This is a genomic window from bacterium Unc6, from assembly GCA_013626165.1.
Lineage (GTDB): Bacteria > Omnitrophota > Gorgyraeia > Velesiimonadales > Velesiimonadaceae > Velesiimonas > Velesiimonas alkalicola.
The window spans coordinates 1-13,152 of sequence record NDHX01000013.1 but is presented as its reverse complement, the minus strand read 5'-3'; the positions used below and the strand labels follow the sequence as shown (position 1 = coordinate 13,152).

The following is a 13,152-nucleotide window of genomic DNA, read 5'->3' as shown; positions in this document are numbered from 1 at the left end:
AACAGGGTTGTAATTTAGCCAATTAAAAATTTATTTAGAATTTAGAATTTAAAATTTTGAATTAAGATGAAATGGACTCTTTAGAAAGATGTTCAAACGCTATTGTGACACAGTTTCTATGCGGGTGTAACCCGGTTACGTCCGGTTTTCTTGGAGAAGTAAAGCGCATCATCAGCCTTCTTAATCAGGGCTTCTTTAGTAATAACATCGTCAGGAAAGTCAGATACACCAATAGAAACAGTCAGGTTTTTGGTAGGTTGTTTTTTTTCGTCAAGAAACTGGCACTCCTCTACTTTTCTTCGTATCTCTTCCGCTTTGACCAAGGCGTCACCTTTTTTCGTTTCGGTAAGAATAACACAAAATTCTTCTCCTCCGTACCGGGCAGAAAAGTCGGTACTCCGGATACTGGTCTGGATAATTCTGGCTATTGTAATTAAAACTGTATCTCCGGCCGGATGACCAAAAATATCATTATAATCTTTGAAAAAGTCTATGTCTAACATTAACAGGGAAAGGGGGCGTTTATATCTGCTGCTTCTGATCAATTCATATTCCAAAACCTTTTGAAAGTGCCGGTGGTTGTAAAGACCGGTAAGTCCATCGGTAATGGATAGAAGTTCCACTTCGTTGTAAAGCCGGACATTTTCCAGAGCGGTACCGATCTGACTGGCAAAAAAGGCAAGGATTTTAACTTCTTCTGTGCTGTGGAGTGCATTCCCAGTGGTTTCTACTAAAAGCACCCCTAAGGATTGTTGGGCCACGACCACCGGAACTGCAATAAAAGCGGAAAGTTCTGCTTTAACCACAAAATCCTGGTCACAGAAGTAATCGTTTTTGGCATCAAGAGTTTCAAAAGGATTATTGGTTATTGCCACCCAGGGGATGACTCCCAATGTTTTATCCAGAGGAAAGATAAAACTTCTAATTTCGGAGAGTTTCATTCCAACAGCGTCCAGGCCGGAAATCATCTTTTTTCCCGATTCTTTTTTAATCCAGAAAAGCATAACCCTCTTGGAAGTTGGAAAAAGGTCTTTTACGCAGAAGAGAACCGTTAATAGGGTTTCGCCGGTATCGGTGGAGACCGCAAACGACTGGGCAATTTTGTGGGCAGAGAGTAATCCAGTGTATAGGTTCTGACTAACCGAAAGGCTTATCTTTTGCTGCCTATAGATGATGACAAGAAGAACCGAAAGAATCAGGAAGAGAAAAACCAACAGACCAAACAAAGGAGTCTTAAGTGCACCGAGGGTTGCTAAAATGAAAAAAAGTGCAATCAAAACAAGTACCAGATATTCCTTGCTAAAATTTTGATATAAGAATCTACTTCCTAAATCTTGCACTATTCCCTTTCATTTTTAAGTGTATTATCTTTATTTTAACCCTCAAGCAGGGTAAAACAGTGACGCATCGAGAGATATTTTTTTACTTTTGTGTTTCTTCCCACTTGGTAAATATTCAGTGAACTCCGTTGTGTCCATTAAACCATTGTAAATATTCACTAAACACCGTTCATATTTTAGGAACAGAGGTACTAAGACACACAGGCACAAAGTGGACTGTCCTTTTAGATTCTTTTTTCATGTTTTGTGCCTTTGTCACCTTGCGCCTTTGTGCCTTCAGGCAACGCAGTTGACTGAATATTTACTACTTTCTTTTCTGGTGTCAAATCCCTTGAGAAGATGTGTCTTATAGGTATTCGATAACCACTTCCTTAGTTTGTATCCTTGGTGTGTTTGTCTGTATAATTATAATACTTTAACAAAAGCAACTTAAGTCAACTGGCGGGGACGACGGGGCTCGAACCCGCGACCTTCGGATCGACAGTCCGACGTTCTGGACCAACTGAACTACGTCCCCCCATTAAATTTTGTTTCGTTGAATCTGGTGGGCGAAGCAGGTCTTGAACCTGCGAACCTCTTGAATGTAAGTCAAGCGCTCTAACCAACTGAGCTATTCGCCCCCTTAAGATAGTTAGAATTTTATCATTTTTTAATTTAATTGTCAAAACTCAAAAGTTTATATTGCAGTGCTGCAATTCTTGGACTTTCAAATGAAATCTTTACATTTTTTATTTTTTTAATCTCTGAACTTAAGAATTGAATTTTTTCTCTTGCATCTTTTTCCGATATTATATTCTCACTTTCAAAAGGTGTGCCGGGTTTTGGAACAAATATTGATACACTTACACCGACCTGTATAACTTTAGAGACCTTTTTAACAAGGCCAGAAATAGATGCGATATCATCTCTATCTTCAGAAAGTTGAAGAAGGGTCATCCTATAATTTTTCTTTCTTCATCTAAGTAGATACCCTTAAGATTCATCTTTAATCCATCAGGGTTTTCAGATTGTATAAGGGCTTCTTCAAGTGTAACAAGTTTTGCCTGGACAAGTTTTACAAGCGACTGATTAAGTGTTTGCATCCCGTCCGCAATTCCTGTCTGTATTGCAGAATAAATCTTCTCTATCTTGTTTTCTCTTATAAGATGAGAAACAGTGGGTGTTCCTATAAGCATTTCTACTGCTGGGATAAGTCCTCTGCCATCTGCTTTTTTAAGAAGCCTCTGGCATATAATTGCCCTTATATGGTATGACAGTTGAAGTCTTATCTGTGGTTGCCGGGGCGGAAGGAAAAATTCAAGTATTCTTGATATTGCCTGCGTGCAATCTGTTGAGTGAATGGTACTAAATACAAGGTGCCCTGTCTCAGAAGCAGATATTGAGGCCTGAAATGTTTCAGGATCTCTTATCTCACCTATTGCAATTACATCAGGATCCTGACGCACAGCATGTTTTAATGCCGAATGAAAAGATGCTGTATCTATGTCAATCTCTCTTTGATTTATAATACTTTTTTTATCTTCAAAAACAAACTCTATAGGGTCTTCTATTGTGATGATATGCCTTGCCTTTTCCTTGTTTATATTCTCTATCATACAGGCAAGAGTTGTGGACTTTCCGCTTCCTGTGATACCTGCAAGAAGAACAATCCCTCTTTCTGAAAGAGCAATCTGTCTCATCTGTGCTGGAAGATTTAGCTCCGTATAAGATGGTATTCTTGCCCTTGTCCTTCTTATAGCAAGTCCGACATTGCCTTTTTGTCTGTAAATGTTTATACGAAAACGTCCTATACTATCACAGGCATATGAAATATCAAGCTCACTTGTTTTTTCAAACTGTTCTTTCTGTAAAGGTCTCATTATTGAATATGCTATCCTTTCGGTATCTTCTGCAGAAAATACCGGGAAACCATGAAGTATTTCAAGTCCTCCGTTAGGTGTTCTTACAACAGGAGAAGAACCAGCCTTTATATGCCCATCAGAGGCTTCTTTTTCTACAATAACCCTTAAAAATTCTGTAATCTCCATTAAAAATACTCCTCTATCATTACCTTTATTTTATCCTTCACTTTACTTAAAATACCCGGCCCTTGTTTTTTTGCCCTCATTCTTTTCCTCTTATAGCCAATCTGAATAAGTCCAAGTGAAACCGCGTAAGATGGATGATTGAGAGCATCTGTATTTGAGATAAAACCCTTGGCAGAACCGGTCTTCACCGGCAAAGCAAGGATATCTTCACAAACATCCTGAATACCATCCAACATACTTTCGCCCCCGACAAGAATCGCTCCACACTGTATCTGATTTCTGTAGATTGACTTTTCCAATACATCATAGACCTGTTTAAAAATTTCTTCAACCTTTTGCTTTATACAACCTGCAATCTGATTTTGTTCTAAACTAATATTACTTCCTCTTACCGGGAACCGAGTCTGCGGTTTATCTTTACACAAAACACATCCGAACTGTCTTTTTGCTTCCTCTGCCTGGTCCGGATATATATGAAGGTTAGATGACAGCCATTGAACAATATCAATCCCGCCGATATCAATTGTTTGCGTATATACAATACTATCATTTAAAAATATGGATACTTGTGTTAGATTTAAACCGATATCAATCAATACAACACCATTTTCCCTCTGATAGTCCGTAAGAACAGAATTTGAAAGTGCAACAGAAGAAGGGACCATCTGTTCTATATCAAGTCCTATATGAGATATTGCTTTTTTAAGATTCTGTTCAATAGCATTAGAAACAGTGATAACACAAAACCTGCCCTCTAATCTGTTTCCAAGCATACCAAGCGGATTTTTTATCAAACCATATCCATCAATCTTATACAGATTTGGTTCTATAAGTATTGTTTTTCTTTCTAATGAAGAATTAGAAAATTTTATGCTGTTTTTAAGGTTATATATATCTTTCTGTTTAACCGATCCGCCTTCGTCGCTTATAATGACTGAATTAACAGTGGTATAAGAAGATATGCTCCCGCCTATTGAAAGAAAAACATCCCAGAGTTCTATCCCGGCACTTCTTTCAGCCTTATTTATCGCTTCCTGGATACAATCTGTAGCCTCTGCAATATCAGAAACCGTGCCCCTATGGATGCCCCTTGATTTTGAAATTCCTATACCACAAATACAGGGTCCTTCTCTAAGACAATGTGCAACAACAACACAGACCTTACCTGAACCTACATCAAGACCTGCAACCAATGGGTTTTTCATAAGGTTTTTCTCTTTACAAAAACGTTCCTTGACCTTAAATCCACATATTCTATGTTTTTTATATCCTCTATCTTTGAAAATATTTCTTTAAGAACCATTGAAGTTTCATTGTTAATATTATTCAACCCAAAATACAGAGGGACAGTTCCGTCAACAAATGCAACCGGGTTTTTAAAGTCTCTTATTTTAATCCCTGTTATGGTATGATTTCCTAAAAAATTATGTGATGCAATATTTCTTAATATAGACAGTGCTCTTCTTAGTCTTTTTGAGTCCACAATTTCGTTTTGTATTATGCTGACATTATCCATCTCAATACCTGTTAATTGTGGGAGAAATTTCGCAGCATCTTTTGAAATTTGTTTTAATACAAAACCTGAATCATTAACCGGATATGTTTTACCTGATATGCTTATAAGAGCAACCGGCCTTTTTTTATACACCTCAACAATTATTTTATCGGGTAAAATCCTCTTTATATCCACATATTTGACCTGTGGATTTTCCCCTCTGATAATAGCAGCAGAGGTTTTTAAGGAAACCCTCGCTTGATGTCTGCCAAGAAAATAGGAGACTATATTTTCTTTTATATCTGGTGCACCTATAACATTAACATCTTTTATTATAAAAACAGGTGCACCTGCTATGTACGACAAAAAAGCAAAAACTGAAAAAGATAATGCTATAATAATAACCAGTACAGGGGATATCTTCAAAATAAAAAGAAATATATTATTCCTTTTGCTTGCTTTACGTTTTATCTTTGAATATTTTTTTAAAAAAATTTTAAAAGACATAGTATCAGGTATCCAGATGGCAAGGTTTCAAGGTGTCAAGGGTAAAAACACTGAATTCCCGTTTTCACGAGGACAAGTTTTTATGTCATTCCCCATTTAATCGGACCTGCCCCGACCTGGCGGTGCATCCATTTGAACTTATGAGTACAATTTTTTCACAAAGTGTTTCAAAGTCAATACCTGCTGCTTTTGCAGCATCCGGGACAAGACTTAAGGGTGTCATCCCTGGAATTGTGTTCACTTCAAGAACAAACGGGATGCCCTGTTTATCAATCATTATATCTACCCTGCTTACCCCTTCGCACCCCAGCGCATCATATGCTTTAAGGGCAATATCTTGTGACCTTTTAATCCATATATCAGGCAGCCTCGGCGGAATTATATGTGTGCTTCCCCCTTTTGTATATTTTGCATCATAATCATAAAGATTATCATTTGTATAAATCTCTATTGTGGGGAAAATTTCTCCATCAATTATTGCCTGTGTAACTTCTGTACCTTCTATAAGTTCTTCAACAAGCACATCACACCTGAATTTTTTTGCATTATTTATCGCAAGGGGCAGTCCGTCTTTTTTGAAAACCTTTGATACACCCATACTTGAGCCCTCACAGTTTGGTTTTACAACAACAGGAAAACTAATACCAATATTTTTATCTCTTACAATTTCAAATTTGGGAGTCGGAATGCCTTCCTGCACGAATAGATTTTTTGCTCTATATTTATCCATTGCAAGTGCGCTTGCAAGAACACCGGAACCCGTATATGGAATGCCGATGGACTGAAGAAAACCCTGTATGGTTCCGTCTTCTCCGAATCTGCCATGAAGAGCAATAAACACAAGGTCAGGCAAAAGGTTCTTTATATCCATAAGATTATCCCTTGCGGGGTCTATACAAGAAACCCTGTATCCTTTTCTTTCAAGTGCATCTTTTACAGTTTGTCCAGAAATAAGAGAAATTTCTCTTTCACTTGAATTTCCGCCCATAAGAATAGTTATATGCAAGCCACTTTTTTTCACATACATCTTTCTCGAACAGAATCTTTTAAAAAACAGGTGTCAGGGTTTTGAGTGTTCGTTTCCCGACAGTCGGGCCTTTTGCGTTTGATAAAAATTCTTTTATTTTATCTGCATCTTTTACGGCCAATATTTTTTCAACACCGCTTGATACATCAACACCAAAAGGTTTAACATACCTTATAGCCTTTTGGACATTTTCAGGATTAAGCCCTCCAGACAGAATTATTTTATATCCTTTTTCTCTTGCTCTTTTTGCAAATCCCCAGTCAAAACTCTTTCCGCTTCCTCCCTGTAAATTTTGAGAATAAGTATCTAAAATTATCATGAACTGTTTATAAGGTTTAAGTACAGAAATGTTTTGATTTGGTTTTATCCTTATTGCTTTTATAACAGGAATGGCATCATCTATTTTTTTACAAAACTCAAAAGTTTCTGTTCCGTGCAATTGAACCATTGTTATTTCCGACCTTTTAACTGCCTTCATAATATATTCAAAAGTAGGGTTTACAAATACACCCACCTTTCCAATATTTTTAGGCAAGCCTTCAACAATCTGTTTGGCTTTTTTAAAATACACTCTTCTTGGACTTTTTGTAAAAACAAGACCTATTGCATCTGCGCCATATCTATAAGCAACTCTCGCATGTCTTATGGTTTTTATACCGCATATTTTTACCCATATTTTTTTCTTTAAAGCCATTTCTTTTTCTTAAAATAAAAAATCAAAGTCATTGATAAAACAAACATTAAGGCAAGAGCAACAGGATACCCCCACCTCCACTGAAGTTCTGGCATATGTTCAAAGTTCATACCGTATATACTTGCAATAAGCGTGGCGGGCATCATAAGGGTCATAATGATGGTAAGGAATTTCATAATATCGTTCAGTCTGTTTGATACAATAGATACATATGCTTCAAGTGCGCTTGTAATTAAATCCCTACTTGTGCCAATAATATCGTTTAGCCTTACCAGGTGATCGTATATGTTTCTAAAATAAATAGTGTTACTCTGGGAGATAATTCCTATGTCGCCCCTTGATATAATATTTATAACATCTGCCTGAATCCCTATTGTTCTTCTTAAAATAAGAACTTGATTCTTTAAATTATATATTTTACTCAATATCTGGTTTGTAGGCTCGCCAAAAAGTTCATCTGTTAATTTATCCACAGCATCATCAAACTTTGCTACAATAGGGAAATAATTGTCAACAAGTGTATCAAGTATAGAATACAGTAACATATCTGCACCCCTTGTAATAATAGGCGATTTCTTTAAAACTCTGTCCTGGTTAGACTGGATACACTCCATTGCTTCAACATGAGTACTTATAAGAAAATTCTTACCCAAACAAAAATTAAGTTCTCTTATTTCTATCTCCCCGTTGCTTAAAACCATAGAACGGGTAACAAGATATGCATAATTTTCAAACTCTTCTATCTTGGGTCTACTGCTCGGCATAACAATATCTTCAATTGTCAATGGATGAAGATTAAACACCTCAAGTAAAAACTCAACCTCTTCATCATCCGGCTCACTGATGTCTATCCAGAGAAGACAATCAGGATTAGCAAGGAAAGGCCTTATCTGTTCGGTATTTACATCAAAAAAATATTCTTTTGTCTTGCTATTATATGAAAATGCTCTAAACATTACACATATCTCCCATATTCATAATAAAGTTTTAAGGCAAATTTATAAGTATCAAGAGTAATATCAGGCGGTATAGAATGGTCTGAATGGAAAAAGTATGGCATCCTCATTTTATTTAATTGTTTAATCTTGGGCACTATCTCCTGTTCAACCTTTTTCTTATCATTTGTACTTAACGGAACAACATTTATATTGCCCATATACGATATCTTTGTGCCATACTCTTTTGCTATATCTACAACATTACATCCTGCTTTTGCCTCCATTGGCTGAAGACAATCAAAACCCGCATCAATGATAAGAGGTATTGCCTTTCTTATATCTCCGCAAGAATGAAGAATAACGGGAAGTCCGTAATCGTGGAAAAATGAAACCAACTGTTTCTCATAGGGCATAACCAGTTCCTTCATTGTTTGTGGCGAACAAAAAAGACCATTAGTAAAACCGAAATCCTCATATATAAACATACCGTCAGGAAGACCAGCCTCCTTAAAAAGATATTCATAGTGTATCTTAAACATATCAAGATATGTTTGACAGAAATCTTTTATCCACTCAGACTCAAGAAGAAGGGCCGGTAAAAAGTTTTCATCACCTATTATTCCTCTCATAAGTTCAAAAATAAAAAGATTGCCAAACACCACAAACTTATCTTTTAATCTTGCATTGACAATGTCTGCCTTTATTGCCTCTATGTCGCCAAGCCTTTGTATATTTAAGTAAATAATGTTTTCTTTATATTGTTTCCATTTTTCAGGTGTTGTAATTTCAAAACCCATGTGTTGCGGTGTTCCTGATTTATTCTTCCAGTACTTAAGCCTAGAAAGATTCCCATCTTTTATTATCTGCCATTGCTCTGTTTCTTCTATTACATCTTTTTTACCGGGAAAAAATGACGAATCGAACCATCCGCCACAATTAAAAATATCATAATTGAAATAATATTCGGGCTTTGCCTCAATAGATGTCCATTGCTGGGTGTTTAATTTAGGGTAGCCTTCCGGATAACCCTGTTTGGGCCAATAATCTCTTAATGTCTCAGGCCAGAAAGATTCATAAAGCCCCATCCTATCTGGTATCTGTCTTTTTAACAACAATGTTACCCTTTCTTTAGAAGTCATATTCCTTCTTTCTTATTGCTTATTCTGTGAGCCAAACTTATGCCACTTCTTTATTGTATCACAAAGACTAAAATATAAACTCTCATATTTTTTAATCATTTTTTCAACCTCTTATCTTGCCTCTAAGGTTTAACCTACGGGGTAGAGATAAAGGTCCTACACCACAGTTCAAGACATAGTAGACTCCATATTTTTAAACCATGATTTTCTTTTCCGCTTATGTGTTCTTCTACTGTTTTTTTTATATTTTCGGGGTTGAAAAATCCCCGTTTCATAAATTCATCCGAATATAAGATGTCCTTGATATAGTTTTTCAATTCTCCTTTAAACCATTCCCCAATCGGAATACCAAAACCCATCTTATGTCTTTTCAAAATTTTATCAGGAAGAAAACCTTTAAGTTTCTTTTTTAGTATATATTTTGACCAAACCCCCTTAAATTTAAGTTCAGGGGGGAAAGAGGCAATTGTTTCTATTATGTGATGGTCAAGAAAAGGACTTCTTCCTTCAAGTGCATTTGCCATAGTTGCTATGTCCATTTTAACCATCAGAACATCCGGCAGATAAAAATGAAAATCCGTGTAAAGCATCTTTTCAAGAAGGGTTAATCCCGATGCTTTTTCCCATGTTTTTTCAATAAACCTGAACGGCTCAAAACCGGAAAGCTCCTGTTTCATCCGCTCTGAGTATAAATAGTTTTTCTCTTCTTGTGAAAATATAATAAGCCGCGATGTATATGCACTATAAAAACCATCTTTTTCTATCTGTTTTAACCATTTTAAAATTCTATATAATCTGCCTTTACAATACCTAGAAGATATAAAATCGGAAATATTTTTACCAAAAGGTATGTTTTTATAAGTTTTGTATATTTTTTCAAAAACCAATGTCTGCCAGTATCTTGTATATCCGGCCAGGCTTTCATCTCCACCATCTCCGTTCAGTGCCACTGTTACATATTTTTTGGTCTGTTCTGCTACATAATATGTGGCAACCATTGAGGAGTCTGCAAACGGCTCATTATAATGCCAGATAAGTTTAGGCATGATATTTATAATATCTGGCTTGACGATAAACTGATGGTGGTCTGTGCCGAAATGTTCTGCAACTATTTTTGCATATTTGGTTTCACTATAACTTTTTTCATCAAAGCCGATAGAAAATGTTTTTACAGGAGATGATGAAATCTTACTCATTACACCTACAACCGCAGAAGAATCAATACCGCCTGATAAAAATGCTCCTAACGGAACATCAGAAACCATCCTGAGCTTTGTAGCCTCTTCCAATTTTTCCCACAAAAGTTCGGCATATTCTTCTTCGCTTTTTAGTTTTATTTTTTTACTAAAATCCACATCCCAGTATCTTTCTATCTTTACTTTTCCGTCTTTCCACAACAGATAGGATGAGGGGGGAAGTTTTTTTATATCCTTAAAAATTGTAGAAGGACTTGGTACTGCCTGATATGTAAGATATAGGTCAAGTGCAGATATGTCTATCTGTTTTTTAATTTCAGGGTACAGAAGAAGTGACTTTATTTCTGATGCAAATATGATGTCTTCGTTAATCCTTAAATAAACAAGCGGCTTTTCTCCGATACGGTCTCTTGCAAGAAAAAGTAGTTTTTCGTCCCCATTCCATATAGCAAAAGCAAACATCCCCCTTAAATCCCGTAGACAATCCACACCTTTTTCTTCATACAGGTGCAGTATTACCTCATTGTCAGAATTTGACTTAAAATTGTGTCCTGTGTTTTCAAGTTCTTGTCTTAATTCTTTAAAGTTATATATTTCTCCGTTACAGATAAGAAAAATTGTGCCGTTTTCATTTGCAAAGGGCTGCTTCCCTGTTTTAATATCAATAATACTGAGTCTTCTGTGTCCCAGTCCTACGCTTTCATTAATATAATATCCCTCATCATCAGGTCCTCTGTAATGCATTATACGGGTCATTCTTTGAATCTGTTCAATATTAATCCTACCCTGTTTTCTTATAATTCCGCATATAGCGCACATACTTTATCTTCTTTTTCAGCTAATAGTCTGAACCTTTTTATACAGGATATAGTTTTCAAGAAAATCTGTCGCTGTAGACAAAATCCTTGCGAGGATATAAAAATGATAAGGCATAATCCTTACAAAAAATTATATAAAACCTTTTTTTGCTCCACAAAACTTTGGTTTTATTATCAGAACAGGCTATACATTTAACATTTTTAACATCTATCTGTATATCCCGAAAAGTTTTATCTTAAACACAAGCCTACCGTTATGTCCATATATCCCGACTCTGTGCATACTAAATTCACTTTCCCGCATACGAACAAGAGGAGTTATAACCGCTGCTTGGTATCCAGCCTGTTGGACAAGACCGGCTATTGTCTTATTATAATCACCGGATGGATAACAGAAATATTTTACAGGTATTTTTAGATTTTCTTCAAGTATAGAGCGGGATTGAAATATTTCTTTTTTTGCATCATCAACCGGAATGCGGGTAAGTTTTGGGTGTGATATTGTATGCGAACCGATTTCTACTTTCTCTTTGACCATTTGTCTTATTATGTCCCAGTCAAGGTAATTTTTTGCCCCTATCTGCCTGAGGGTAAGAAAAATTGTCAGGTTAAAACCAAATCTTTTTATAATAGGAAGTGCATTCTTAAAATTGTCTTCCCAGCCGTCATCAAATGTAAGGCATACATCTACATCTTTTGCAAGATATTCAGAAAGTGTTCCTACACTGATATTCTTTTTTTTCAAGTACTGCATCTGCCATAAAAACATATCGGGTGAAACACACAAAGGGCTTTTCCCTTGCATTATCCTGTGGTATGCAAGAATCCTTCTTATCTTCATTTTTTATCCTGAAATTCCAACATAAGAACAAAATACCAATTTATTCCCATTTACAAAAGGGGAATTATAAGTAGCCTCCAATTCAAATTTTAATAATGGTGTTATAAGTAATATCCGCCATTTTAGAGATTTATTTTTAACGGGGTTTATTTCTAATTGGGGTAAATTATAGGGTTTACTCTTTAATAAGGTCGAGATAATTTTCACATCTCTTTATTGTCTATATAAAAGCAGGACATGACATGATAGGTTAAATAACAGGAAAAACAGCGGCTTTTATAATTTCCTCGTCTTCGGTGAGCAACATTACATCTTCCCCAAGCATATTTTTATAGACAAACCCCGTTGCAACAATCAAAGCATCATGAATATTAAGTCCTTCCGGCATTTTCTCAACAACATCTTCATCCACCGGATAAATAATACAATTATCAGACTCGCCGAGATAGTTTATAATCTCTTCAAAAGTTATTTTTATTCGTTTTAAAGAAATAAGGTGTTTGATTTCTACCAATACAATTACAGGCAGGACAAAGTTATTATTTTTATCAATCAGTATTTGGTAATGACGGGGATTCAGTCTCTTGTTCTTATCTAAAAACCAGATAAGTATATGGGTATCTACAACATAGGTCATATCTTACTCTCAAAGGAATATTCATATTCCTTAATTTCTTCTAAAGACATGTCCATCTTGCCTTCAAAAATTCCATACATGGTTGATAAGGTTTTTTCTTTTTTAGGCAGAACTATTTTAGATTTTAAAACTTTCATCTGCTGCTCAAGACTTTCTATTTGTAGTTTTATCATTGATTCTTTCATAAAAATCACCCCCCATTATTTTGCATTATATCACTAATTATGCCCAGTCTGCACAAAAATCTCGCACCCTTGCCTATCCCAAGAAGCATCGGGACTGGGGCAGGCAAGCTTTTCAGAGGCAAAGAGTGGACTGCAAGATAATGCAAATGGCAATAAATAATAAAATAAACAATAGCTGAGATTCTACTTGCAAGCTCGTTGTTATTCAGGATAAATAGGGTCAACTCTATTTTCTTTTTTTAATAATACTACATTGGTTTTTTAGAGAAAATAGAGTTGACCCTATTTATATTTTTATGCAAAGGTCA

Annotated in this window: 13 protein-coding genes and 2 tRNA genes; all 15 read right to left on the bottom strand. The window is 35.8% G+C overall.

Translation table 11 applies throughout. The features are described from left to right. Positions 1 to 116 precede the first annotated feature (116 nt). Positions 117 to 1,340 (bottom strand): hypothetical protein, encoded by a 1,224-nt coding sequence (locus tag B9J78_06030; GenBank protein MBA2124469.1) that lies wholly within the window; start codon positions 1,338 to 1,340, stop codon positions 117 to 119. A 439-nt stretch (positions 1,341 to 1,779) separates the two neighbouring features. Then, a tRNA-Asp gene (locus tag B9J78_06025) sits at positions 1,780 to 1,857 on the bottom strand. A gap of 25 nt (positions 1,858 to 1,882) precedes the next feature. Beyond that, positions 1,883 to 1,960 (bottom strand) — tRNA-Val (locus B9J78_06020). Between the two features lie 34 nt (positions 1,961 to 1,994). Further along, the gene (locus B9J78_06015; GenBank protein ID MBA2124468.1) at positions 1,995 to 2,276 is read right to left on the bottom strand and encodes a hypothetical protein; all 282 of its coding nucleotides are present in this window, start codon (positions 2,274 to 2,276) and stop codon (positions 1,995 to 1,997) included. Then, positions 2,273 to 3,367 carry a hypothetical protein gene (locus B9J78_06010; GenBank protein ID MBA2124467.1) on the bottom strand — a complete coding sequence of 365 codons (1,095 nt, stop codon included), beginning with the start codon at positions 3,365 to 3,367 and terminating at the stop codon, positions 2,273 to 2,275. Before B9J78_06010 ends, B9J78_06015 begins: the two co-directional genes overlap by 4 nt. Beyond that, on the bottom strand, positions 3,367 to 4,572 hold the full coding sequence (locus B9J78_06005) for a cell division protein FtsA (GenBank protein ID MBA2124466.1): 1,206 nt from the start codon (positions 4,570 to 4,572) through the stop codon (positions 3,367 to 3,369). The genes B9J78_06010 and B9J78_06005 overlap by 1 nt, the downstream gene beginning before the upstream one ends. Continuing rightward, entirely contained in the window at positions 4,569 to 5,369 is an 801-nt protein-coding gene (locus B9J78_06000; protein ID MBA2124465.1) for a hypothetical protein, read from the bottom strand. The genes B9J78_06005 and B9J78_06000 overlap by 4 nt, the downstream gene beginning before the upstream one ends. An 85-nt stretch (positions 5,370 to 5,454) precedes the next feature. Next, positions 5,455 to 6,396, bottom strand: a complete 942-nt coding sequence (locus B9J78_05995; GenBank protein MBA2124464.1) for a hypothetical protein — start codon at positions 6,394 to 6,396, stop codon at positions 5,455 to 5,457. Between the two features lie 19 nt (positions 6,397 to 6,415). Next, positions 6,416 to 7,090, bottom strand: coding sequence for a hypothetical protein (locus B9J78_05990; GenBank protein ID MBA2124463.1), 675 nt, complete (start codon positions 7,088 to 7,090; stop codon positions 6,416 to 6,418). Continuing rightward, a complete protein-coding gene (locus B9J78_05985) occupies positions 7,081 to 8,046 on the bottom strand; it encodes a magnesium and cobalt transport protein CorA (GenBank protein ID MBA2124462.1) in 966 nt (321 codons plus the stop codon). The genes B9J78_05990 and B9J78_05985 overlap by 10 nt, the downstream gene beginning before the upstream one ends. Further along, positions 8,046 to 9,167, bottom strand: coding sequence for a hypothetical protein (locus B9J78_05980; GenBank protein ID MBA2124461.1), 1,122 nt, complete (start codon positions 9,165 to 9,167; stop codon positions 8,046 to 8,048). Before B9J78_05980 ends, B9J78_05985 begins: the two co-directional genes overlap by 1 nt. Positions 9,168 to 9,301: 134 nt before the next feature. Beyond that, entirely contained in the window at positions 9,302 to 11,182 is a 1,881-nt protein-coding gene (locus tag B9J78_05975) for an asparagine synthase (glutamine-hydrolyzing) (protein MBA2124460.1), read from the bottom strand. A gap of 207 nt (positions 11,183 to 11,389) precedes the next feature. Beyond that, positions 11,390 to 12,022, bottom strand: a complete 633-nt coding sequence (locus tag B9J78_05970; protein ID MBA2124459.1) for a hypothetical protein — start codon at positions 12,020 to 12,022, stop codon at positions 11,390 to 11,392. A 250-nt stretch (positions 12,023 to 12,272) separates the two neighbouring features. After that, positions 12,273 to 12,659: a hypothetical protein gene (locus tag B9J78_05965; protein ID MBA2124458.1), complete on the bottom strand. Its 387-nt coding sequence runs from the start codon at positions 12,657 to 12,659 to the stop codon at positions 12,273 to 12,275. Then, positions 12,656 to 12,844, bottom strand: coding sequence for a hypothetical protein (locus B9J78_05960; protein MBA2124457.1), 189 nt, complete (start codon positions 12,842 to 12,844; stop codon positions 12,656 to 12,658). The genes B9J78_05965 and B9J78_05960 overlap by 4 nt, the downstream gene beginning before the upstream one ends. Positions 12,845 to 13,152: the final 308 nt, after the last annotated feature.

Coding starts and splice junctions, on each gene's coding strand:
- B9J78_05970 (MBA2124459.1), bottom strand. CDS start 12,022: ATGAAGATAAGAAGGATTCTTGCATACCACAGGATAATGCAAGGGAAA.
- B9J78_06000 (MBA2124465.1), bottom strand. CDS start 5,369: ATGTCTTTTAAAATTTTTTTAAAAAAATATTCAAAGATAAAACGTAAA.
- B9J78_06015 (MBA2124468.1), bottom strand. CDS start 2,276: ATGACCCTTCTTCAACTTTCTGAAGATAGAGATGATATCGCATCTATT.
- B9J78_05990 (MBA2124463.1), bottom strand. CDS start 7,090: ATGGCTTTAAAGAAAAAAATATGGGTAAAAATATGCGGTATAAAAACC.
- B9J78_05995 (MBA2124464.1), bottom strand. CDS start 6,396: ATGTATGTGAAAAAAAGTGGCTTGCATATAACTATTCTTATGGGCGGA.
- B9J78_05980 (MBA2124461.1), bottom strand. CDS start 9,167: ATGACTTCTAAAGAAAGGGTAACATTGTTGTTAAAAAGACAGATACCA.
- B9J78_05985 (MBA2124462.1), bottom strand. CDS start 8,046: ATGTTTAGAGCATTTTCATATAATAGCAAGACAAAAGAATATTTTTTT.
- B9J78_06005 (MBA2124466.1), bottom strand. CDS start 4,572: ATGAAAAACCCATTGGTTGCAGGTCTTGATGTAGGTTCAGGTAAGGTC.
- B9J78_05965 (MBA2124458.1), bottom strand. CDS start 12,659: ATGACCTATGTTGTAGATACCCATATACTTATCTGGTTTTTAGATAAG.
- B9J78_06010 (MBA2124467.1), bottom strand. CDS start 3,367: ATGGAGATTACAGAATTTTTAAGGGTTATTGTAGAAAAAGAAGCCTCT.
- B9J78_05960 (MBA2124457.1), bottom strand. CDS start 12,844: ATGAAAGAATCAATGATAAAACTACAAATAGAAAGTCTTGAGCAGCAG.
- B9J78_05975 (MBA2124460.1), bottom strand. CDS start 11,182: ATGTGCGCTATATGCGGAATTATAAGAAAACAGGGTAGGATTAATATT.